Origin of the sequence: Thermoplasma acidophilum DSM 1728 (assembly GCF_000195915.1) — an archaeon.
Lineage (GTDB): Archaea > Thermoplasmatota > Thermoplasmata > Thermoplasmatales > Thermoplasmataceae > Thermoplasma > Thermoplasma acidophilum.
This window is the reverse complement of sequence record NC_002578.1, coordinates 306,857-329,059: the sequence shown is the minus strand read 5'-3', so window position 1 is coordinate 329,059 and position 22,203 is coordinate 306,857. Positions and strand designations below refer to the sequence as shown.

Annotated in this window: 19 protein-coding genes; 7 read left to right on the top strand and 12 right to left on the bottom strand. The window is 46.3% G+C overall.

Features of this window, described 5'->3' with window-relative positions:
- Nucleotides 1-70: 70 nt before the first annotated feature.
- Nucleotides 71-1,039 (top strand): diacylglycerol/polyprenol kinase family protein, encoded by a 969-nt coding sequence (locus TA_RS01580; protein ID WP_241761871.1) that lies wholly within the window; start codon nucleotides 71-73, stop codon nucleotides 1,037-1,039.
- A gap of 87 nt (nucleotides 1,040-1,126) precedes the next feature.
- Here TA_RS01580 and TA_RS01575 read toward each other — a convergent pair whose 3' ends face one another.
- The 4 genes from TA_RS01575 to TA_RS01560 all read right to left on the bottom strand — a co-directional run bounded on the left by TA_RS01575 (nucleotide 1,127) and on the right by TA_RS01560 (nucleotide 3,390).
- Nucleotides 1,127-1,426 (bottom strand): hypothetical protein, encoded by a 300-nt coding sequence (locus tag TA_RS01575; RefSeq protein WP_048161521.1) that lies wholly within the window; start codon nucleotides 1,424-1,426, stop codon nucleotides 1,127-1,129.
- A gap of 104 nt (nucleotides 1,427-1,530) precedes the next feature.
- Nucleotides 1,531-1,824: a DUF357 domain-containing protein gene (locus TA_RS01570; RefSeq protein ID WP_010900733.1), complete on the bottom strand. Its 294-nt coding sequence runs from the start codon at nucleotides 1,822-1,824 to the stop codon at nucleotides 1,531-1,533.
- Between the two features lie 12 nt (nucleotides 1,825-1,836).
- Nucleotides 1,837-2,310, bottom strand: coding sequence for a 5-(carboxyamino)imidazole ribonucleotide mutase (gene purE, locus TA_RS01565; RefSeq protein ID WP_010900732.1), 474 nt, complete (start codon nucleotides 2,308-2,310; stop codon nucleotides 1,837-1,839).
- A 21-nt stretch (nucleotides 2,311-2,331) separates the two neighbouring features.
- The gene (locus TA_RS01560) at nucleotides 2,332-3,390 is read right to left on the bottom strand and encodes an L-threonylcarbamoyladenylate synthase (protein ID WP_010900731.1); all 1,059 of its coding nucleotides are present in this window, start codon (nucleotides 3,388-3,390) and stop codon (nucleotides 2,332-2,334) included.
- 81 nt (nucleotides 3,391-3,471) lie between these two features.
- Between TA_RS01560 and trf2 the strand changes: the two genes are divergently transcribed.
- On the top strand, nucleotides 3,472-5,823 hold the full coding sequence (gene trf2 / locus TA_RS01555) for a tricorn protease-interacting factor Trf2 (protein WP_010900730.1): 2,352 nt from the start codon (nucleotides 3,472-3,474) through the stop codon (nucleotides 5,821-5,823).
- Between the two features lie 15 nt (nucleotides 5,824-5,838).
- On the opposite strand, the gene TA_RS01550 is transcribed toward trf2, so the two are convergent.
- The 4 genes from TA_RS01550 to TA_RS01535 form a co-directional block, all read right to left on the bottom strand.
- Nucleotides 5,839-7,362, bottom strand: coding sequence for a sodium:solute symporter family protein (locus tag TA_RS01550; protein WP_048161519.1), 1,524 nt, complete (start codon nucleotides 7,360-7,362; stop codon nucleotides 5,839-5,841).
- Nucleotides 7,359-7,559: a DUF3311 domain-containing protein gene (locus TA_RS01545; protein WP_048161517.1), complete on the bottom strand. Its 201-nt coding sequence runs from the start codon at nucleotides 7,557-7,559 to the stop codon at nucleotides 7,359-7,361. The genes TA_RS01550 and TA_RS01545 overlap by 4 nt, the downstream gene beginning before the upstream one ends.
- Before the next feature lie 231 nt (nucleotides 7,560-7,790).
- Nucleotides 7,791-10,046, bottom strand: a complete 2,256-nt coding sequence (locus TA_RS01540) for a glycoside hydrolase family 31 protein (RefSeq protein WP_048161515.1) — start codon at nucleotides 10,044-10,046, stop codon at nucleotides 7,791-7,793.
- A gap of 73 nt (nucleotides 10,047-10,119) precedes the next feature.
- Nucleotides 10,120-11,241: a DEAD/DEAH box helicase gene (locus TA_RS01535; protein WP_241761870.1), complete on the bottom strand. Its 1,122-nt coding sequence runs from the start codon at nucleotides 11,239-11,241 to the stop codon at nucleotides 10,120-10,122.
- Nucleotides 11,242-11,556: 315 nt separating this feature from the next.
- Here TA_RS01535 and TA_RS01530 point away from each other — a divergent pair, with 315 nt between their 5' ends.
- From TA_RS01530 to TA_RS01520, 3 genes are read left to right on the top strand one after another with little or no spacing between them, the layout of a single operon-like run.
- Nucleotides 11,557-12,747, top strand: coding sequence for an acetyl-CoA C-acetyltransferase (locus tag TA_RS01530; RefSeq protein WP_010900725.1), 1,191 nt, complete (start codon nucleotides 11,557-11,559; stop codon nucleotides 12,745-12,747).
- Nucleotide 12,748: 1 nt separating this feature from the next.
- A complete protein-coding gene (locus tag TA_RS01525) occupies nucleotides 12,749-13,858 on the top strand; it encodes an acyl-CoA dehydrogenase family protein (protein WP_010900724.1) in 1,110 nt (369 codons plus the stop codon).
- The gene (locus tag TA_RS01520) at nucleotides 13,855-14,868 is read left to right on the top strand and encodes an acyl-CoA dehydrogenase family protein (RefSeq protein ID WP_048161513.1); all 1,014 of its coding nucleotides are present in this window, start codon (nucleotides 13,855-13,857) and stop codon (nucleotides 14,866-14,868) included. Before TA_RS01525 ends, TA_RS01520 begins: the two co-directional genes overlap by 4 nt.
- Before the next feature lie 302 nt (nucleotides 14,869-15,170).
- Here TA_RS01520 and TA_RS01515 read toward each other — a convergent pair whose 3' ends face one another.
- Nucleotides 15,171-15,569 (bottom strand): PaaI family thioesterase, encoded by a 399-nt coding sequence (locus TA_RS01515; RefSeq protein WP_010900722.1) that lies wholly within the window; start codon nucleotides 15,567-15,569, stop codon nucleotides 15,171-15,173.
- A 153-nt stretch (nucleotides 15,570-15,722) separates the two neighbouring features.
- Here TA_RS01515 and TA_RS01510 point away from each other — a divergent pair, with 153 nt between their 5' ends.
- Nucleotides 15,723-17,315, top strand: a complete 1,593-nt coding sequence (locus tag TA_RS01510; RefSeq protein WP_010900721.1) for a fatty acid--CoA ligase — start codon at nucleotides 15,723-15,725, stop codon at nucleotides 17,313-17,315.
- On the opposite strand, the gene TA_RS01505 is transcribed toward TA_RS01510, so the two are convergent.
- The 3 genes from TA_RS01505 to TA_RS01495 form a co-directional block, all read right to left on the bottom strand.
- The gene (locus TA_RS01505; protein ID WP_010900720.1) at nucleotides 17,316-19,292 is read right to left on the bottom strand and encodes a 3-hydroxyacyl-CoA dehydrogenase/enoyl-CoA hydratase family protein; all 1,977 of its coding nucleotides are present in this window, start codon (nucleotides 19,290-19,292) and stop codon (nucleotides 17,316-17,318) included.
- A gap of 4 nt (nucleotides 19,293-19,296) precedes the next feature.
- The gene (locus TA_RS01500) at nucleotides 19,297-19,623 is read right to left on the bottom strand and encodes an SCP2 sterol-binding domain-containing protein (protein ID WP_010900719.1); all 327 of its coding nucleotides are present in this window, start codon (nucleotides 19,621-19,623) and stop codon (nucleotides 19,297-19,299) included.
- 156 nt (nucleotides 19,624-19,779) lie between these two features.
- Nucleotides 19,780-20,310 (bottom strand): DUF1936 domain-containing protein, encoded by a 531-nt coding sequence (locus TA_RS01495; RefSeq protein WP_048161511.1) that lies wholly within the window; start codon nucleotides 20,308-20,310, stop codon nucleotides 19,780-19,782.
- A 157-nt stretch (nucleotides 20,311-20,467) separates the two neighbouring features.
- Here TA_RS01495 and TA_RS01490 point away from each other — a divergent pair, with 157 nt between their 5' ends.
- Nucleotides 20,468-22,144, top strand: a complete 1,677-nt coding sequence (locus TA_RS01490) for a B12-binding domain-containing radical SAM protein (protein WP_010900717.1) — start codon at nucleotides 20,468-20,470, stop codon at nucleotides 22,142-22,144.
- The last annotated feature ends 59 nt before the right edge of the window (nucleotides 22,145-22,203 follow it).

The following is a 22,203-nucleotide window of genomic DNA, read 5'->3' as shown; positions in this document are numbered from 1 at the left end:
GTGCCGTAATATGAACAATATTTAAATACGGTCAGGTGATAGATTCGTAGCAGGCATCCAGCTGGGTGAGATGCCCTGCAGGGTGAAGCCAGTGCTGGCCGGATACATAGAGGCTTCGATCGGAATTGCCGGAGCTGTCATTTCATTTCTGATCGATCCTGATGATTTCAAGTTGAAATATGCGATCTCATTGGCAGTTGTTCCGATCCTTGTGATAGGATTTTCCAGCTACCTGGTCATACCCATATTCGTCTTTTCCATTATATCCGGAACATATCTCTACACGAAGAAGTTCTATTATCCGTTCGTCTTCCTGTTCGCCTTCACACTCCTATCCTATATTTTCTTCGGTGACGGAAGCCAGTGGATGGCCATCGATGCTGCAATAAGCACAGGAATGATCGTGGTAATGATCTTCGATTCAAGGGAGAGGCAGTATGTCAAGGCAAACGAGATCACGAGGGGTGAGGATAGGATAAAGGAGGTCAGAAGGGACTACGTGCAGATAGCCGCCGGGATCATAATAATAGGACTTCTCTATTTCTATGGAGTCGATATTTCACGAATACTTGTCACATTCGGATCTCTATTGCTCTATGCGATCGGAAACTTCTTCTCTGCAAGGCCGGATCTCATGATAGGAAAATTTCTGCAGAACCTGGAGAGGAGCCACACCAAGCTGGGGATAGGATCTATGTGGTTTGCGTCAGGGATCCTTCTGGCGTACAGCATGCATGACGGCCTTTATCTGATAATGCTCATAGTTTTCATAATATCTATAGGCGATTCAATAGCAACCATCGTCGGCGTAAATGTGAAGAGCCCGAAACTATTCATAAACAGAAAGAAAAGCGTGGCTGGCACGCTTTCACTTTTTGCGGTTTCAGCTGCTTTCGGTTTTCTACTTATTGGATTTCTCGGTATAGACTATGCAGCGCTGGGATCGATAGTCGAAGCCGTTTCCGGATACCCTCTGGACGACAATATGACCGTACCATTCGCCATTTCCCTGATGGCATCCATTGTCAGAATGTTGTAAGCGGTGTTTTAAAATTCAGTTCATGCATTATGCAATGGAATGCCGATGATCCAACTTTAAAAATGCTGAGGTTTTCGAGAACATTTATCATCTGTACTTGCTATAATCGTATATCAGGTTTATAAGCTTCTTCTGGGTGTCATAATCTATAACGCCTTCCTGATACTTCTTTCCTATGAATTCTTTTGCCTCCTTTATGCCCTTCTTGGAAGCCAACGAATAGATCGAACCCCTAATCGCGCCGCGAACGCTATCCGGAAGACTCTCAACCGCCTTTCCAAGCATGTAACCAAACTCCTCGCTCCTTCTCATATCCAATTTCTTCTCTCTTTTTGGAAATTCACGCCTTTCGTGAAAATCCCTTCTGTCATTCTGTTGTCTTTTCATGTTTCTTAATCTTAATAATTTATTCATATATTTATATTTTGCCTGTCAGATCGCAACGCCCGAAATCGATCAGGGCGAATCCGGCTTTATCTGCAATCCAGCCATCATTCGTATAGTGTGAACAACCTGTGGTCCCCAGCGCCATCAAATATTCCTAGGCGAACGCCAGCGTCTATCCAACCGTATGAATAGTTCAGGGCGGCAAATGCATTTATGAGATCACCCTTGGCATAGAAGTGCTTTGCATCAGAATAATAGCTCAGTATCATCTGCATATTGTCCTCCGCTATCTTCCTGAGGAAAGATCCCTCGGCAGGGGATATCCTTATCTTCTTTAGGGCCTCTTCCTCTATGCTGAAGTATCTCTCAATCTTTCTTGCAAGTTCCTCTTCCAACATCTGGTATCACGATCATTCAAGCTTTTCGTTAAGCACCCTGTCTCGCTCGTCATCCATGTACTTCTTAATGGCTTTCTCGATCTCAGGATACTTTATGGAGAGTATCCTGCATGCCAGTATGGCGGCATTTTTCGAATTCCCTATCGCGACCGTGGCAACAGGTATTCCGGATGGCATCTGCACTATGGAAAGAAGCGAATCCAGCCCATTTAAATTCCTGCTCGGAACAGGGACGCCTATAACAGGCAGCGTTGTCATCGATGCAACCATACCCGGAAGATGCGCTGCACCGCCTGCCCCAGCAATTATAACCTCTATGCCTTGATCTCTGGCGCTGGACGCGAACTGAAACATATATTCAGGTGTCCTGTGCGCTGAGACAATCTTGAGCACAACATCTATGTGCATGGATCTGAGGAAATCCACAGCGGGCTTCATGGTCTCGTAGTCGCTTGAACTGCCCATTATAACCGCAACCCTAGGCATAAGACTCACATCAGGTCATCGTTAATTTACCTTTTCTCTGATGCTCCCCAACAGATCGAGGAAATCCTCCCTGCTCTTCACCGTTCTGTACGATGCTTTTCTTATCCTGTTCATCAGTGCAAATCCGATGCCGCGTTCTTCAAACGGATGTATCAGGGCAAGATCAACATGCATATCATCCAGCGCTATGAACGAGGAAAATAGGTTGTGCGCAACGCTGTACAGGTCTCTGTCTGTGCCTATTATGATCGCCTTTTTATGGCCATCCACCATCTCCTCCGTGGCGAGCACGACCATATCTTCATCCACAGTATCAAGGATCTGCCTAAAAACTTCCCTCGTCTCGGCTAGTATCAATTTTGTAGATGGAGAATAGTGCCTGTACTTCATTCCAGGAGTTATGGCTATCTTAGCCTCTCCGAGTCCCCTGGCTACATCACCATAGACGATGGGCCCGAACACGGGCTCGAGATCTTCGATTGCATATGAACCTGGCCTGAGGAGCTCTGCAGGTCTCTTCGTTATGTCGATTATGGTAGATTCGATGCCAAATCTGGTGGGTCCAGCATCTATTATAACGTCCACCCTGCCGTCGAGGAATCTTATGGCGTCCCTAGAATCCGTAATGCTTGGCCTTGTTGATATATTCGCGGATGGAGCTGCTATTGGGCCTGCCATTTCTATAAGATCATGAGCAATTGGATCATCTGGCATACGTATAGCCACCGTTGGAAGCCCTGCTGTGACAACATCAGATATGCCTTGGGCCTTTCTTACCACAACAGTGAGCGGGCCAGGCCATGCTTTATTGAGGCCTTCAATCGGGTATGAATCATCAGGATCGGAATAGCTAAAGAACTGTTCCATCGATGATATGTGCACTATGAGCGGGTTATCTGACGGCCTTCCCTTTGCGATGAATATCTTCTTGCATGCCTCGGGATTACTGGCAAGCGCTCCAAGGCCGTAAACGGTCTCCGTGGGAAATACTACCGTCCCACCAGACCGCAGTGCATCAACGGCGTCAACGATCTGATCCCTCCGGTAGTCGGATCTATCGATGTGAATTATCCTCGTCATTAAATCGCTATGAAAGTATCATATATATTTATTTATAACGCTGTGAAAATAGGTTTTTATAAAACGCTGTAATGGAATTCTATGAATCCAGGTATTGAAAAATATGAGATTCGATTCGACTTCGACCTGAAGGATTTCACATATACCTCCCACGAGAGGATACATCTGGCTGGAGACTGGAAGGATATAAAGCTGGATGCGGTCAGGCTCTCTGTGGACAAAGTAACCTGCAACGGCCAGCCCATGAGGTTCGAAACTGGACAAGATACGGTCACAGTAAAGGGCAGCTTTCACGATAAGGATGTCATAGACATAGATTTTCATGCAAAGGTCAGTGACACACTCATGGGACTCTATCTTTCTAGGACAAAGGAGGGTACCATGATCACGACGCAATTCGAGTCAAACGGTGCAAGGATGGCATTTCCCTGCGTCGATCATCCAGCCTACAAGGCTGTCTTCGCCATAACAGTAGTGATCGACAAGGATTACGATGCCATATCGAACATGCCTCCAAAGCGCATCGAGGTGTCCGAGAGGAAGATCGTTGAATTCCAGGACACACCGAAGATGTCTACGTACCTTCTGTACATTGGTGTGGGCAAATTCAAGTATGCCACCGACAAATACCGCGATATAGATCTCATACTCGTTTCGCTTAAGGACATAAAATCGAAGTATCCCCTTGAGATCGCAAGGAAATCCATTGAATTCTACGAGAGCTACTTCGGCATTCCATACGCTCTCCCGAAGATGCACCTTATCTCAGTTCCAGAGTTCGGTGCAGGGGCGATGGAGAACTGGGGCGCGATAACGTTCAGGGAAGTTGCGCTCATGGCAACAGAGAACTCCGGATCCATAATGAAGCAGAACGCTGCCATAACGATAGCGCATGAGATAGCGCACCAGTGGTTCGGCGATCTCGTAACGATGAAATGGTGGAACGACCTTTGGCTGAACGAGAGTTTCGCCACCTTCATGTCGTACAAGACGGTTGATTCGTTCAGCAAACAGTGGGACGTATTCGCCGACTTCATAAGAAGCGAGACAGGCGGTGCGCTAAGATCCGATTCGCTGAAGAATACGCATCCCATAGAGGTTGATGTCAAGGATCCCGATGAGATCTCGCAGATATTCGATGAGATCAGCTACGGCAAGGGTGCATCGATACTCCGCATGATAGAGGATTATGCAGGTTACGAGGAGTTCAGGAAGGGCATATCGAAGTATCTCAACGATCATAGATACGGAAATGCGGAAGGATCCGATCTCTGGACTGCAATAGAGGATGTTTCCGGGAAGCCTGTGAAACGCGTCATGGAGTACTGGATAAAGAATCCGGGATATCCTGTAGTCTCAGTGGTGAAAAGTGGAAACAAATTCAGGCTGACGCAGGAACAGTTCTTCCTTGACGGAACAAGAGGACAAGGAAAATGGCCAATACCGTTGACTGTTATGACCAAGTCTGGAAAGAAAGCCATGCTCATGGAGGAAAGCGCTGAAATAGAGGACATGGTGAAGGTCAATGTCAACAGCAGCGGCTTCTACAGGGTATCCTACGATGGAGAATCGTTCGAAACTGTGATGAAGAATTATTCCAAGCTCAGCAACCTTGACAGATGGGGCTTGATAAGTGATCTCTATGCTTTCCTGATCTCTGGAAGGGTGTCCGTGGATGATTACCTTGCAAGAATCAAGGGCTTCTTCGAGGATTCCGATCATTTGATCGTCGAGGAAATAGCCTCACAGCTCACCGGCCTCTATCTGCTTAAGCCTGATTCGAACAGGATCAGAGAAACAGCAGCTTCTTACCTCAGCAGGCAGGTGGTTGCGCTTGGCGACAAGCAGAAGGGCGAGGATGATAAGATCTCGAAGATAAGGGGCATCGTTACGCAGGATCTGGCGATGGTCGATGATCACTTTGCTTCTGATTTGGCACGCAAATTCTCAACACTCGCAGAGGATCCTGATCTTGCATTGGCAAAGTCTATAGCGGCGGCCAAGGCATACGGCATCTCCGAGCTTGCCAGCGCTGCGGACAAGTACACAGACGATGAAATACGCGTCAGGATCATAGCTGCCATGGGCTGGTGCAGCCCATCTGACCTGAAAAGCGTCTTCGAACTGATCGATAAAGGAACTATAAGAAAACAGGACATGCTGTATGTGTTCAGCAACATGCCTGCAAATCCGAAGGGAAGAGATTTCTTCTTCTCCAACATAGACAGAATAGTTGCACTGATGGAGCATGCGTTTGAGGGCACAGGATACACCAGCAGAATACTTGAAACAGCCATACCATACCTCGGCCTGGCCAGATATGAAGATGTCAAGAAAAAGGCTGAACAGATAAGAAAACCGAGCTACAACGTTGGAATAAATAAGGGCCTTGAAACGCTGGAAATAGTAAGAAAATTGTATAATAAATTATAAAATTTTTAAAATTCTTCAGATATACTCCGGCAAGTTTTTGGGCTGCCTATGCAGTGCGTAGACAACCGCTTCAACCACTCCGACAACTATCAGGTTTATCACGAGTGCGGTGAATCCTACGAATATAAACCCAAGCGAAGATGGCATCAAAGTGGTCTTAATTATGCTGTACTTGAAGTACACAAAGTTTGAGTACACCTCGAAGTAAATACCTGCTACTATCCCGGCGAGCCAGCCCGCAGCAACTGCATATTTCTCAAGGCGCTTCACGTACATGCCTAGGAATACCGCCGGCAGTGTCTGAAGTATTATTATTCCGCCTATGAGCTGAAGACTTATGGAATAAGTCTCCGGGACGATGAATACGAAGGCAAGCGCAAGGAGCTGGAAGAAGATCATAGATACCTTCGCTATGAATGTTTCTCGCTTCTCCTCAAGCTCCCTTCCGAGATATTTTATCACGTTCCTTGTCAGCAGCGTCGCCTGCGACATGGACATTATGGCCGCTGGAACAAGACCGCCTATGAATATACCCAGGAATGCAAACCCCGTGAACCACGATGGCGTTACAGTGGCTATGAGGGTTGGCACTACCATAGCGCCGTTGTTCGCGTATGTTATCTTAAGAACATGCTCAGCAGCCGGGACACCGTATATTATGACGCCGAAAAGCGCCAGGAATGCAAGCCCTATGCCATATATCGGGAGCAGTGCGGTGCTCAACCTCAATTTTTGGGCCGACATTGAACTCAGACTTCCATTGATCGCATGCGGATACAGGTAAAGGGCGGCAGCGCTCATGAGGAACAGCGTCCAATATGCGTTATAAAATTTTGGCGGCAGATCGGCATATACCGGCTTTACGGTGAAAGCTTCATGCAGCGCAGAATGGTACGCCACGAATACCGTCACTATAACAACGATGACTGTTGTGAATATTATCGCGTCCTTCATCACGGCTGTCAGGGATGTGCCTCTCAAACCACTGGTATATGTGAAGCCAATGAGAACCAATATTGCAAGAACCAGGGCTATGTTGCTAGCGAGATCCACGTTACCCCCGAGCGGCGTTAGCATGCCCGTGAGGATCGCCCTCATGCCAACTATCTGGAGCGCTATATAGGGCAGTTCAGCGACTATGCCGGTAAGCGCTATTATCATTGCGAGTGCATTGCTGTTGAACCTATCACTGACGAAATCTCCCGCAGTCACATATCCTCTCTTCTTCGAAAGCGTCCAGAGCTTCGGCATGGTGATCATAGCTATTGCGAAAGCCAACGATACGTAAGGAACGGCGAAGAAGTAGATCGAGCCCACGGCATACATGGAGGAGGGCACCGCTATAAAGGTATAGGCAGTATACAGATCTGCACCCACAAGGAACCAGACCAGGAAGGTACCGAGCCTTCTGCCACCGAGAGCCCATTCAGGCAACTGGTTCAGATTCCCCCTTCTGAAGTTCTTGGCCAGAAAGCCTATGAGTACGAATAGGACGAAGAACACAAGGAAGACCGTTATCTCTACATAGGTTCCGTTCATTGCTTCGCCTCCTTGTCAATGATGTATGCCGCTATTCCAAAGAGCAGAGCCGAGATTCCAAGCCACAGAGTCTGGTACCAGTAGAAAAATGTCAGACCGCCAATCTGCGGATTTACGCGATCATACGTTGGCATCGCGAAATACGCGATAAACGGTATAATCAATAGAATACCAGCAATAACATACCTATTGTTCATCGATAACATATGATCATAGCTATATTTAAATTTTATTTGATGTATACTTTTGTTATACAATGATATACAAGGGAATTTTTCATTACCATATCATGGCTCATATTTTATTAATTGTTATAAATAATATAACAGATGCCTACACGGACCGATTCCAATTTGTATCTAGATCCATTAAAAAATTCTATAGGAATACAGACGCTCAAAATAGGGATTAAAAATGAGAAGAGTATTTCACTTCAACCTTATTATGCCATCGCTTGTTTTTATCGGTTCTCCATTGAGGATCAATTCATCTTCCCTGAAACCGTGCATCACGATGGCCTTTATTTTCGGCACTTTCTGAGGATTGATATCAACGCTTTTACTGTCGAATTCAACCTCAACCTTTATGTCATCATTTCCGTCACTGATGTACAGTATGCTTTTTCTCCTTTCATTAGCAAGATATAAATGCAGTTCAATGCCATCATTCTCCCTGAGTATCGCCGATCCTTCTCTGACGAATATCGGAACTGTCGAAAGATCAACGTTTATGCTGAGGCTTCCTTCAACAATCCTGTCATCACTGATATTGTACCAGCGGCCAGATGGAAGTATTATCCTCCTGATGACGGCGTGTTCCTCCACTATTGGCGCAATCAGGATGCTGCCACCGAACGTATATTCATCATCCACGGACATTAGATCGTTCCTACTTGGATCTGCCCAGAAGACAGGCCTTACAAGTGGAAGACCCGTTATGGATGATGATATCGCTTCGCTGTAAATGTGTGGCACAAAGGAATGCCTCAACCTTATTATCTCTATTATCTCCTTTTCATGACTCCCAAAGGCCCATGGCTCCCTCCTCTTTGATTTCTTATCTGAATGAACCCTGTAGAGAGGGAAAAACAGTGACGCCTGCAGCCACCTTATGAAAAGTTCAGGTGTTGGAGAACCGGTGAAACCGCCTATATCACATCCTGTCAGCGTTATTCCCGACATTGACATGTGCATTATTGTGATGATGTTCTGCTTCAGTTCCTTCCACGAGGTTTCCGTATCCCCTGTCCATATCCATCCGTATCTGCTTATACCAGCCCATCCTGATCGTGAGAGTATGAAGGGCCTCTCAACTTTGGACAGATGATCGTAGGCAGCCTTGTCCATGTAGTATCCGTAAAGGTTGTGCACCTCCTCATGGCGGCCAATCCGATGCACGGCGGATCTGGGCATGGTGTTATCGCCCCATCCCACGAATATGGCCGGTTCATTCATATCATGCCAGAATCCGGAGACGCCCATGGATCGCATAAAATCGTATTTAGAGGCATACCACTCCCTCGCTTTCTCATCGGTGAAATCGGGAAAAGCAGCCATCTCCGGCCAGACCGGTGCATACATGACGTTTCCATCAGGATATTTGACAAAATATCCGCCCTTCAGGCCTTCCTCATAGAGATCGAAACCATGCTCCATTTTTATGCTTGGTTCCATTATTGTTATGAGCTTTACCCCCTTCTGTTCCATATACTCTGTGAGCTGTTTAACGTCACCGAATCTCTGAGGGTCGAACGTGAACATCTTGAATCTGTCCATGTAATCTATATCTAGATAAACCGCACCCAGTGGTATTCCTCTAGATGCAAATCCGTCTACCAGATCCCTCACCTCCTTTGTATCCATATAGCTGTATCTTGACTGTTGAAACTCGAAAGCCCAGTAGGGAGGCTTTTGTGGCTTTCCAGTTATCAGTGAAAGCTTCTCGTATATAGTGTCAAGATTTCCTGTGATTACATAGTAAGCAAGAGGTTTCGATTTGAAAGATGAAGATACCCTATGTTCGTCCGAATATCCAACATCCACTGTAGCATCGCCAGCGTTAACGTATAATATCAGGATAAACCTACCGGCATGACCGTGAAGCATAATTGGCACGTTGACATAGAGCGGATCGCTGTCTGGCCCATAAGATCCGTTTGCATCATGATTCCATAGTCTGAACACATGCCCAATCATGTTGATGGGTGCAGCCTTTTCTCCCAAGCCGGCTATTATATCTCCCTGATTCAGCTCGAATGCATGTGTTATGTTTTCTCCGAATGATGGAAAGAACTCACGATGCAGTATCGTTCCCTCAACATCTCTTATTGAAAAACCGTCCTTTTCGATCAGCAGTCTGTAATCCCCAAATTCGTATACTCCATTATCCAATCGTGGTTTTACGAACTCAGGGTCAGTTACCGGAATTTCTGGACCATCAGTCCACGTGAATTTTATCGTGCCATCTGCTGTGCCCTGTATCTTCAAATCATAGCCATCGAATTTTATTTTTATCCCATCATCGTTCGTGAGTATTTCTTTCAGCTGGCCAAGATCCCTATAATTTTGCCTTTGAAGAAACACAGAATCATACCTGTCCCTTGTGAGTGAATAATTTATAACGTCCATGAACATAGTTTCGCTGAATGTATTCATAAAACCTCGGATATCGTCAAGCAACTGCATACAGATCGTATGTGTAGCATGAAGATTTATTAATTTTTTACTAACATTAATAGTATGTTTTTCAAAAAAAAGCTTATTCCTGGAGCTTTATCTGCTTCAGGCTAACGCGGGCCATATGTTCAATCTGGTACACTGCGTCTCTCTGGCCCTCCTCCACTATGCTGAAGGCCCTTCCCTCAGATCCGAGACGTGCTGTCCTTCCGACCCTGTGCACATACACCTTTGGATCGTCAGGCAGATCGAAGTTGATTATGTCCGTAACATCCCTTATATCTATGCCACGGGCCGCAACGTTCGTGGCAACCAGATAGTCCGCTCTGTTCCTGAAAAGGTACATTGCCCTTTCCCTCTGGCTCTGGCTCATATCTCCGTTTATCATGACGGCGTTGTATCCCATGTTCAGGAGAAAATCACAGACCATCTTCGTGCCGACCTTTGTCCTGGAGAATATGATGGTCTTCTGCGGGCCGTAGGTTTTAAGGTACGTCTGCAGCACATGAAGTTTCCTGTTTCTCTTTGATATTGCATAGTAGTGGTATATTTCCTTGACCGTGACCTCATCCGATCCCACTATTATAGTCTCCGGATCTCGCATGAAGTCGTTTGCCATATCTATGATCTCCTCCGGCATGGTTGCCGAGAGGATGAACGTCTGCTTGTCCTCTCTCAGCAGGGACATCATTCTCTTTATATCATCGATAAAACCCATGTCAAGCATGACATCGGCTTCATCCAGAACGAAGTACTTTACCGCAGAAAGATTCAAAAAGCCTCTTTCATGCAGATCCAGTATCCTGCCTGGGGTGCCAACTATTATATCTGTCCCACGATCCAGCAGTTCAATCTGCCTTGACATTGAGGCGCCACCGTATATGACAGTGGATCTTATTCTAGAGCTATGTCCAAGCTTTTCTGCAACTCCATGGACCTGCAATGCCAGCTCCCTCGTTGGAAGCACGATCAGTGCACTGGGTTTCCTTCCCAGGGATATATTATTTATTATAGGCACAAGATAGGCTGCCGTTTTTCCAGATCCCGTCTTGGATCTTATTATAAGATCCCTGCCTGCGAGTGCAGGTTCAATTGTTCTTTCCTGCACAGCCGTCATATCAACAAAACCCATCCTCTTGAGATCCGATTTCAGATCTTCCTTTATATTGCATTCTTCGAATTTCGACATACTTATTCCAACCATTCGACTAAAGCCCGCGAATGATAAATTCATAAAAAGCAACACCAACCGCCTTCAATGAAAAGAAGGCCTCAACCATGATGCTGAATTTTTAAACATCCCATTTGCGCACTTTCAGCTTTGCTAGTATCATGAACATATATATGACCTTTGTCCTAATCTTATCTTCGATATGCCAGATCCGTTCGATGTGATCCATGTAAAATAGCCTTGCAGAAGCTGATATATATAATTATTTTTCTATGTCATTATGAATAAATATAAATATTGTCAGAATAAATTTATATCAGTTCTTCAACTTATTCATATCGATGTGAAATGAACAGCGAAAAAGTATATCTCGTTGACTTCAAAAGGACGGCGTTTTCCAGATCTAGGCCGAACGATCCAGAGAGGGACGTGTTCAACTCTATCCGGATGGATGAAGCCATGGCAAAGCTGATAAACGTCGTTATAGATGAGACAGGAATAAAGCCAGAGGAGATAAATGATGTGATAACAGGCTGTGCCCTGCAGATGGACGAGAACTGGACTTATGGTGGAAGGCACCCTATACTCCTGGCAAATCTTCCAGAAAACGTCCCTGGAATGGCACTTGACAGGGCATGCTCTTCCTCTCTTAACGCAATAACCATCGGTGCCATGGAGATAATGACGGGCAACTCCGATATAGTTATGGCAGGTGGCTACGAACACATGACGCACGTTCCAATGGGAAACAGCCCATTCTTAAAGCCCAATATAAAGCTTATGGTGAGACCGGAATACATGCACTGGGACATGAATACGGGATACTCCATGGGTTTGACGGCGGAAAAACTGGCTGCACTGAGAGGCATCACTAGAGATGAAATGGACAGATACTCCCTGAGAAGCCATCAGCTTGCTTCAAAGGCTTTGGACGATGGATACTTCAAGGGAGAGATCGTACCAGTTGAGGTTGAGATAAACGGCGAGGAAAAGGTTATTGATACTGACCAGAGCATAAGGAAGAACACATCGCTGGAAGACATGAAGAAGCTGAAACCTGCGTTCAAGGATGATGGCGTAATCACTGCGGGAAATTCCTCGCCACTGAATGCTGGTGCATCGCTTACGCTTCTGATGTCGGAGAAGAAGGTCAAGGAATACGGATTGAAACCAATGGCACGCATCGTTTCCTTTGGCTGGGCAGGCGTCGATCCTTCAATAATGGGTGAAGGCCCAGTACCTGCTACGAAGAATGCACTGGCGAAGGCAAAGATGGATGTGTCGGATATAGACCTGTGGGAGATAAACGAAGCTTTCGCCGTTGTGGTCCTCAACGCCATGAAGGAGCTTGGCATTGAGGAGGATCGTGTCAACGTTCATGGCGGGGCCATTGCAATAGGCCATCCTCTTGGAGCCACAGGTGCAAGGATAGCTGGTACGCTTGCACGCATAATGAATGAGAAGAAGAAGGATTACGGTGTGGCCACGCTCTGTGTGGGAGGAGGCCAGGGCTATTCCGTTGTGTTTGAGAGGTATTGATATGAATTTCGAATTTGATGAGGCTCAGAAGGAGTTCAGGAAGAAGGTAGAGGAGTTTGCGCGGAGGGAATTCACGGAAGAGGCTGCATCCAAGTACGATCTCCAGGAGAAATACCCTGAAGAGGTCGTAAGGAGGATGATCAGCGAGGGCGTCTTCGATTACTCGAATCCCTGGAACATACTTGTTGCAACGGAGACGTTCTGCAAATACGATGCTGGAATGGGCATATCAATGCTCGTACCTTTTTTTGGAAACGAAGTTATAGCCCTCTTCGGAAACGATGACCAGAAGAAGAAGTATCTGAGCAAGGTTTTTTCAGGGCAAGCCAAGATGGGGCTTGCCGTGACGGAGCCAGGTGGTGGGAGTGATGTTGCAAACATAAAGACAACAGCAGTCAAGGAAGGGGATCACTACGTACTGAACGGATCGAAGATGTTCATAACAAACGGAGATATAGCAGACTTCTTCGTGCTTCTGGCAAGAACATCCGTGGAAAAGAAGAAACACCAGGGCATGAGCGTATTCATAGTGGAGAGGAACTTCGATGGTTTCAAATCTAACAAGATACATGGGAAGCTGGGCGTAAGGGCAACGGACACCGCAGAACTGACGCTTGAAAATGTTAAGGTACCTGCTGAAAATTTAGTCGGCGAGCCAGGCAGGGGCTTCTATTACATAATGACTTTCTTCGATATAAGCAGGGCCTACGTTGCGGCACAGGCCCTAGGCATAGCGGAGGGCATCCTTGAAAGAGCCGTTGGCATACTCCAGAAAGATGGCCCGATAACGTCCCAGCCAGAACGTGTCCAGTTCGCTATTGCTGACATGGCGACACGCATAGAAGCTGCGAAGCTGCTGACCTATGAGGCGGCGTCCTTCATATTCAACTTCAATCCAAACCCAGCCGTGACCAGCATGGCAAAGGCATACGCAGCTGAAACTGCAGTTTACGTATCAAGAAAGGCAATGGAGATAACGGGTATAGATGGCCTCTCGTCCAACATAGAAAGATCGTTCAGGGACGCAAAGATCATGGAGATATGGGAAGGTACCAGCGAGATTGAAAAACTTGTCATCGCGAGGATGTTGAAGGTGGGTGATAGCCAATGATGGAGGAGTACGAAATACTGAGAAATACGGTGAAAGAATTCGCTGCAAAGGAGATCGAACCTGTATCGAAGGACATAGAGATCAACGGAATTCAGCGTTCGCTAAAGGAAAAGATCGCCGGGCAGGGTTTCATAGGGGCAACGCTTCCAGCAGAGAAGGGAGGCGCCGGGCTGGATGAGAACGGATACATGATAATTCTGGAGGAAACAGCAAAGGCCTCACCATCAGTTTCAATGTGGATATTTCTAACGAACCTCTATCTTAAGCTGAATCCTGACAGCGATAAGAAGGCCAACATCTTGTCCGGAAGTATCGATGTCACAGTTGATCTATCCCCATACTATCTGAGAGGCAAATCTGCGGCGCTCACGGTCACCGGCGGCAAGCTCACAGGGAAGATCACGAATGTCATAAACGGAACGGCATCCTCCATCATTGCCAGCGATGGAAGCAGTATCTATGCCATAGATTCGGGAATGCATGCCGTAAGCAAAAGCCATCTCGGGCTGCGGGGCATGGATCTCTCGGATGTTGATTTTGATTCCTCCACATACGAAAAGGTCGGTTCTGAGGAGAAACTGAGGATGGAGCTGAAGAACTCAGACGGAGAGGTAGCAGCAATATTTCTAGGTATAGCGGATGGCACAATGATAAAGGCCGCAGACTATTCAAAAGTGAGAAATGCCTTTGATCGCCCGCTGAAGGACTACACGCCAATATTTGATGAGATAGTGAGTGCCAAGACTGAGATAGATCTTATTCGCTTCTACCTATATGGAAATCAGAGTGAATACGCAAAGGCTTTGTGCAAGATCAAGGCAAGGGAGATAGCGCTGACAGCCAGCAGGAGTTCGCTGCAGATACATGGCGGTTATGGATACATCCATGACTTCGGGATAGAGAAGTATTACAGGGATGCCATGGCCATGGCTGTGTATTTCGGAGAAGATTCCTGGGAGAACAGCGTCATATCTCAGGCTGTGCTGGGTGAGAAGGGCGGAATAATTTAAACTCTATTTTTTTACTTAGTTGATTTTTATTGCATTTTTTCCTAATTACAAGAAGATTTCCTTAGATTCTTCGCAACTAAAAACTTTGCACCCTTAATCATTCGAAATACTGGAAAGGACTAAAACCTCAAATGCTTCCGATCATGAAGGAACGAAAAATTTAGAACTGCCTAGATGCTGATATCACCCATATAGCAAAAACAGTATTTCAGGCAATATCATCTCCGATCCAGACTGCTATATCTTACATCTTCGTATTGCTAGCCAACATATGAATCAACAATAAATCGATCAAACTTGCTTTATCTGTAGATATAATATGTTCCCATGGATTTTGAACACAGCTGGCCATTTCCATCTATGGCAGCAACATCCACATAGGCAATGTTCTTTCCTATCCTGACCATGCTGCTTCTGAATATTACCGGGCCAGTACCGATTGGCCTTATGAATTCGGTGTTGAAATTCACGGTGACCTGATTTATGACGGATCCATACGTCATTACTGTGAGACCTCCGATCGCATCGGAGATCGCCATTATTGCGCCGCCGTTCATTATATCGCCCACACGCATCAGATTTTCCTTCAGCGGGACCTTTATTTCTATTGAACCTTCGGAAATATACGACACTTCGAACTCTATATTTCGAAGGAAGCCATCCATTGCGAAAATCTTCTTCAGGTCTTCTCCATCAAACATCCAACCTGTATTTCCATAAGGGATAAAAGTTTATGATCATGCTTCTCAATAGGCTCTGCAAAATAAAATATTTAATTTTTTAATCCCTAAGAGGTTTATCTTTCCTACATTCGCCCACAGAAAATATATTATGGATATAAACAATATAAAGATATGGAATACAAATATGAGTTGACCATAGATAAGCTGTTGCAGAGTGGAGTGTCATCCAACCCTGATCAGATAATAAACTACACCGGCAAAAGGGAGTTCACCTTCAAAGATTTCTCCAAAAGGGTGAACACACTTGCCAAAGCTCTGATATCAATCGGCGTAAAGAAGGGCGATAGAGTTGCCGTTATAGACTGGGACACTTACGTATATCTAGAGGCCTACTTCGCCGTTCCAATGGTCGATGCAGTTCTCCATACAGTGAACGTCCGTTACCCGCAGGATCTCATATACTATACAATGGATCATGCTGAGGATAAGTACGTGATAGTGAGGGATGAGTTTGTACCGATACTATCGAAGAACAGAGAAGCTTTCTACTTCATAAAGGGATGGATCGTCTACTCCGAGACAGGGCAGATTCCGGACTCCCTGTCACCAAAATATGTGTACGATGATCTGATGAAGGAATCCTATTCTGACATAGAACTACCCCAGCTGTCAGAGAACGATCTAGCAACCACGTTCTATACATCTGGAACGACAGGCATACCAAAAGGGGTGCAGTTCACGCACAGGCAGATCGTACTGCACTCCATATCATCCGGACTGGCGCTCGCCGACGATCCTATCAACCTTACGTCTCGCGATGTGATAATGCCGCTTGTGCCGATGTTCCATGTGCATGCCTGGGGTGTACCATACATGAGCATAATGTCAGGTAGACGCTACGTGCTTCCTGGCAGGTACGACTTTGATCACATAATCGATCTCATCGATAAATACAACGTAAGCGTAATAGCTATGGTCCCTTCGATACTGTATCTCATAGTTACAAATCCGAATGTGAAGAAGATCGCAGGACGCGGAATAAAGGCGATAGTCGGAGGCGGAGCCCTGCCAGAAGGCTTAGCAAACGCGGCTGAGAAGCTCGGAATAACTGCCATATCGGGATACGGATTGTCTGAGACCGCTCCGATACTCACGCTTGCGACGTACAACGAGAGGGTAAAAGCGATGCCAGAATCCGAGAAGAAAAAATTCAGGCTCAAAACCGGGATTCCGATACCCCTGGTGCAGCTCAGGGTCGTAGATGACAAGATGAACGATGTGCCCAAGGATGAGAAGACTATAGGCGAGATCGTTGTTCGGGCTCCATGGCTCACCAGCGTTTACGTGAAGAACAAAGAAGGGACAGAGGCTCTGTGGCGTGGCGACTGGATGCACACCGGTGATCTCGCGGTGATGGATGAGTACGGCTACATACGCATCGTTGACAGGGAGAAGGATGCAGTAAAATCGGGCGGAGAGTTCATACCATCGCTGGTCCTTGAGGATGCCATAAGCTCATGCTCAGGCGTTGTCGAGAACGCCGTAGTGGGAAGGCCTGACGAAAAGTGGGGAGAGAGGCCAGTGGCGTTCTACACCGGCACGGCCAAGCCAGATGAGATAAGAAAGCATCTCATCGAGATGGTAAACGCCGGAAGGATAGCAAAGTTCTGGATACCGGACGATTTCATAAATATAAAAGAATTCGCAAAAACAAGCACAGGAAAGATAGATAAAAAGGTTCTGAGGGAAATGATCAAGAAATGATCATTTACCCTGATAATTTGGTTTTCTCTTACCCAGGAATGCCGAGATGCCCTCCTTGAGATCCTCTGTACCGTAGAGCAGGCCCATCGATATGGCTTCCATCTCCAGCCCATCATCCAGGGATGTGTTCGTGCTCCTGAGAACAAGCCTCTTAGCCAGTGCAGCAGATATTGGTGCAACCTTATCAGCTATGTTCTGAGCCAGGTTCAGCGTCTCCGAGTCGATTGTGTCCTTGCTGAATATCTTCGCGACGATGCCCATCTCATAAGCCTCTTTGCCTGTGAACCTCTCACCTGTGAGTATATAGTAAGCAGCTCTGGACTGTCCAGCTGTACGTGAGAGCCTCTGTGTGCCACCCCATCCGGGAACAAGGCCAAGTGTAACCTCTGGGAACCCTATCTGCACATCCTCGGTGGCAACCCTTATATCACAGGCGAGTGCCATCTCGAATCCTCCGCCGAGTGTGTAGCCCTTCAACTCGGCTATTGTAACCTTCGGTATCTCACTTAGCAGTTTAAAAACACGCTCTCCACGCCTGGAGAACTCCATGAAGTCAAAGGTGCTGCTGAAGAACGAGTCCAGCTGTGCTCCAGCTGAGAAGACCGGGCCATTTCCAGTCAATACGATAACAGATATCTCACGGTTGTTCCAAAGATCCGTAAGGGCCTTCTCGAGACCATCCATTACCGCTGCATTTATCAGATTATTCTTCGTATTATTTATACGAAGTATGGCGATCCTGCCCTTCGTCTCCATTATTACTGGATCGCTGGATGAAATGTATGCTGATGCTGCCTCCTTCTTCTCTTCGGCCTTGGAGAGCGCTACCTGCATCGATATAACCGTCTTGAGCTTCCCCTCAGCTATGGACTTCGCCGGTTTGAAGACCTCCACGCTGAATTTCTGGTAGAGTGCCTCCAGCTTAGCCTTTACCTCAGCATTGGTTAAGCCCTTTGCCACAGTTATCGGGCCGAATGGTCTGTTCATTCCGAGCTTTACACCCGTCTCTATATCATCGGGCGAGGCAACACCGTCCTCTATTATCTTCACCGCCTCGTTTATCTCCAGAGCGAAGATGTCCATAAGCTCCACGGCCTTTGTGGGCTTTGCCTCAGGTATCTGCGCCTTACCATTCACCCATTTGTAGAAACCTTCGCCGGTCTTCAGCCCAAGCTTCTTCTCATTGAAGAGCTTCGTGTACACTTGGCACTTAGAATAATCTGGAGATAGCTCCTTTGCGTAGTACTGTAGAGAATGATAGACGGTATCTATGCCGACGTAGTCCATAAGCTCGTACGGTCCCATGGGCAGTCCCTGTGATCGTGCGAATCTGTCAACCTCCTCCGGCTTCGCCAGATTATTATCTATCACCAGGCAAAAGTACAGTGATTCCGGAGCGTTTATCCTGTTAACCACAAAACCCGGGGTGTCCTTGTAGACCTTTATAGGTGTCTTTCCAATCCTCTTCGAGAATTCGTAAACCGTTTCGAATACTTCATCTTCAGTGTACTGAGATCTTATGACCTCAACCAGCTTTAGCACAACCGGTGGGTTGAAGAAGTGCATGCCGACAACCTTGCCCTTTTTCTTTATTCCCTCCGCGATCTCTGTGAGCCTGATGTTGGATGTGTTTGTGGCAAGTATGGCGCTGTCCTTTGTGCTCTTGTCCAGCTGGTCGAAAACACTCTTCTTTATATCCAATACTTCCGGAACGGCCTCTATTACCAGGTCCGCATCTTTCACAGATGAAGGTATATCCGTGAAATAGTGAATACGCGATAAAACTTCATCCTTATTTTTCAATTTCCCAGAACTGACTAACCTGTCCAGACTGGAATTTATGGAAGCCTTCGCCTTGTCCAGAACCTCGTTTGAAATATCTTCGATGTTGACGTCAATGCCAGCAAGAGCTATGACTTCTGCTATCCCATGCCCCATTATTCCGGATCCTATGACAGTTACCTTGTTGATCTCCATGATCTCATTTCCCCTTTCCGAGAACAGTTATCATCTTCTGAACAAAGAAAAGATCGCCTGAAACCGTAACCTTGCCACTCATGAAGGCAGAAAACGCGTTGAGTTTACCCGTAATGATATCGCCAAGAACTTGATCCGAGCATTTTACTGTCGCATCAGCCTTTTCAGCCTTTCCATCTGCGATGCTGATCTTTCCCTCGCCGATTGCTATCCGGAACGGATCCGAATCCGTAAGCTCTATGTTAACAGTCTTGCTGGATTTGGCCAGATCGGCCATATCCTTTTCAGGTATCTTTTCTATTATCTGCTTTATAAGATCCTTTGAACTCATATTTATGTATAGACCTTTAGCCAATATAATTTTTTACTTTTAAATATTGTTGGTGTCCAAAACGAATATCACAAATGGACAGGCCATCGATGATGATTGAAAAAATGGAAAATATTCCGAAACGGCTGAATTCAGAGCACCTGAATAAAAAATTATTTACTCCTCGTAGTCGCATGCAGGGTTTGAGCATCTGAATACCTTTATTTCTCCTTTTTCATTGTAAACAGGTTCGAGTACGCCCACACCGCATTTTGGGCAGAGATGCTGGTAATCCTTTGTCCTGTGCGACAGCAGTATGTCCGTTATGGACGCCCTAGAAAGATACCTGGACAGATCTGTTAGCGTAACTATGCCAACAACACGGCCGGAATCATCGACCACTGCACATCTCTCAAGGCCGTTTTCACTTAAATAAGCGGCCACGTCCTTCACATCGTAATCGCTTTTTACCTTTGGTATCGGCTTTCTCATGACGAGCCTTATCGGTACCTCATCAGGTTTCTTATTCCTTGGAATGAAGCGCTTTATTATGCTGCGTTCGCTTAAAAGGCCCACATCGTTACCGTTATCATCTTTGACCACAAGACCGTAAAGATGGTTTTCATTCATTATCTTGACCGCGTCGAATACCGTTGTATTCCAGTTCACCGTCTTGAAGTTTGAATTCATTATCTTTTCTACTCTCATAAACAAGCTATGTTCTGATTAAATATAATATTTTTCAATTAAAAATGATCACATGGCTATCCCAATAGAGATCGAACGAATGTGTCAGACAAATATGTTTTTATCACTTTTTGGAGGAAAAGTTTATGAATAAAGAGAGTCTACATATTAGGATAAAATGACCAGATTCGTGCTCGTATCCGACACAACTCTCAGTTATGAATATAGACATTTCCCATTGCTGGACTTTCTTCCGTGTGCTCCAGGGAAGGCCATTCCTGGCCCAATATATCGTTTTCTCAAGGGCCCAGAACCTCCCAATGTCAACGGAATCGTCAAATACGCTCCATATGCAATAAGAAAGATAGAGGCGTCTCTCGTCAGAGCTTTTGGCAGAGACAGCGTGGTTGTCGTTGACGAGGATTATTTGGGCCAGTATGTTGATGATAAGACCGAGGTCATAGGTGTTTCCACAATGGATCCCTTAGGCCTGGGCCCAACAACTATGTCCTATTATGCATTGTTTGGTGGAGACCTCGACGCCTGGGTCAGACGGGAATGGGACAGCCTGATGGAAAAGGTCAACAAGGCCAGGGAGGGCAAGAAGGCGAAGCTGATAGTTGGCGGCCCTGGAGTGTGGGAATTCACAATACTGAGAGACGAAATTGACAAATACAAAGTTGATTACTATGTACAGGGCGAAACGGACGATGTCGTCGCTGAACTTTTCAGGCAGGTTGCAGAGGACAACATAGACAAGCAGATGTTTTTCAATGGATACATGAGCTATGACGAAAACTTCCACAAAGTCCTTAAGAAGGATGAAAAATTCCTTGCGAGAGGCATAACGCAGTCAGCATATCCGCGGCTTGAGGATATCCCTGAGATCATAAATCCATCGATGAAGGGCATGGTGGAGGTTATGCGTGGCTGCGGCGTTGGCTGCGATTTCTGTGAAGTGACGTTAAGACCGCTCAGATACATGCCACTGAACATGATCGTTGACGAGATAAAGATAAACGTAGCTGGCGGTGTTGACAACGCGTGGTTGCATTCAGATGAGATATTCGGCTACAAGCACGGCCATTTCTTCGAGCCAAATGAGGAAGCTCTAAGCGAATTATTCTCTACAGTCATGAGCGTTCCCGGAGTGAAGACCTCAAACCCGACGCACGGCAGAATATCCATACCTGCTGGATACCCGGAGATGATGGAGAAGCTGTCTAAGATTCTGAAGGCCGGCCCGAGAAACTGGATCGGGATACAGACCGGTCTTGAGACGGGAAGCGAAGAGCTGGCGAAGAAGCATATGCCGAACAAGACTCTGCCGCTCAGGATAGGCGTCGATGGATCATGGCAGGACATCGTATGGCAGGGAGTGTTTGTTGAAACCAGGAACTACTGGAGATCAGCTTTCACAATACAGGTTGGCCAGGAGGGTGAGACTCCGGAGGATCTCTGGGAGACGATAGCGCTGATAAACAAACTGAGCAATTCCTATGTAGATGGCCGCCCATTCGAATTCACGGTAACTCCGCTTGTGAACGTACCGCTTGGCAGAATAAAATCCAAGAAGCTCAACACCAGCATGCTTGATGTCAACGGCCTGGCTGTATACTATGCTTCATACAGGCATTTGGCGAAGATGGCTGCGAGGGATGGCTTCAGGGATGCTCACGGAAACGCCTTCCTGAAACTCGCAACGGGTGGCCTGATATCATTTGGTGGAAGGCTTATGATGGATTTCATCGAGAAGAAAGCACAGAAGGCCGGCGTAGACATAGATAAGGTTAAGAGGTATGGAATAGAGAGCACAGACGAGATAACTTCGCTGGCTCAATTTGCCAGAGCATGATGCTTTCAATTTTACAATATAACTAATTTCTTAATATTTTAATATATTATCTTCCTGCA

What these genes read in the sequence shown, in the direction of transcription:
- TA_RS01515 (WP_010900722.1), bottom strand. Translation starts at nt 15,569, where the DNA reads ATGTTTGATGGAGAAGACCTGAAGAAGATTTTCGCAATGGATGGCTTC.
- TA_RS01535 (WP_241761870.1), bottom strand. Translation starts at nt 11,241, where the DNA reads ATGGTTGGAATAAGTATGTCGAAATTCGAAGAATGCAATATAAAGGAA.
- TA_RS01500 (WP_010900719.1), bottom strand. Translation starts at nt 19,623, where the DNA reads ATGAGTTCAAAGGATCTTATAAAGCAGATAATAGAAAAGATACCTGAA.
- TA_RS01540 (WP_048161515.1), bottom strand. Translation starts at nt 10,046, where the DNA reads ATGCAGTTGCTTGACGATATCCGAGGTTTTATGAATACATTCAGCGAA.
- TA_RS01510 (WP_010900721.1), top strand. Translation starts at nt 15,723, where the DNA reads ATGGAATACAAATATGAGTTGACCATAGATAAGCTGTTGCAGAGTGGA.
- TA_RS01570 (WP_010900733.1), bottom strand. Translation starts at nt 1,824, where the DNA reads ATGTTGGAAGAGGAACTTGCAAGAAAGATTGAGAGATACTTCAGCATA.
- TA_RS01545 (WP_048161517.1), bottom strand. Translation starts at nt 7,559, where the DNA reads ATGAACAATAGGTATGTTATTGCTGGTATTCTATTGATTATACCGTTT.
- trf2 (WP_010900730.1), top strand. Translation starts at nt 3,472, where the DNA reads ATGAATCCAGGTATTGAAAAATATGAGATTCGATTCGACTTCGACCTG.
- TA_RS01580 (WP_241761871.1), top strand. Translation starts at nt 71, where the DNA reads ATGCCCTGCAGGGTGAAGCCAGTGCTGGCCGGATACATAGAGGCTTCG.
- TA_RS01550 (WP_048161519.1), bottom strand. Translation starts at nt 7,362, where the DNA reads ATGAACGGAACCTATGTAGAGATAACGGTCTTCCTTGTGTTCTTCGTC.
- TA_RS01575 (WP_048161521.1), bottom strand. Translation starts at nt 1,426, where the DNA reads ATGAAAAGACAACAGAATGACAGAAGGGATTTTCACGAAAGGCGTGAA.
- TA_RS01505 (WP_010900720.1), bottom strand. Translation starts at nt 19,292, where the DNA reads ATGGAGATCAACAAGGTAACTGTCATAGGATCCGGAATAATGGGGCAT.
- TA_RS01495 (WP_048161511.1), bottom strand. Translation starts at nt 20,310, where the DNA reads ATGAGAGTAGAAAAGATAATGAATTCAAACTTCAAGACGGTGAACTGG.
- TA_RS01530 (WP_010900725.1), top strand. Translation starts at nt 11,557, where the DNA reads ATGAACAGCGAAAAAGTATATCTCGTTGACTTCAAAAGGACGGCGTTT.
- TA_RS01490 (WP_010900717.1), top strand. Translation starts at nt 20,468, where the DNA reads ATGACCAGATTCGTGCTCGTATCCGACACAACTCTCAGTTATGAATAT.
- purE (WP_010900732.1), bottom strand. Translation starts at nt 2,310, where the DNA reads ATGCCTAGGGTTGCGGTTATAATGGGCAGTTCAAGCGACTACGAGACC.
- TA_RS01525 (WP_010900724.1), top strand. Translation starts at nt 12,749, where the DNA reads ATGAATTTCGAATTTGATGAGGCTCAGAAGGAGTTCAGGAAGAAGGTA.
- TA_RS01520 (WP_048161513.1), top strand. Translation starts at nt 13,855, where the DNA reads ATGATGGAGGAGTACGAAATACTGAGAAATACGGTGAAAGAATTCGCT.
- TA_RS01560 (WP_010900731.1), bottom strand. Translation starts at nt 3,390, where the DNA reads ATGACGAGGATAATTCACATCGATAGATCCGACTACCGGAGGGATCAG.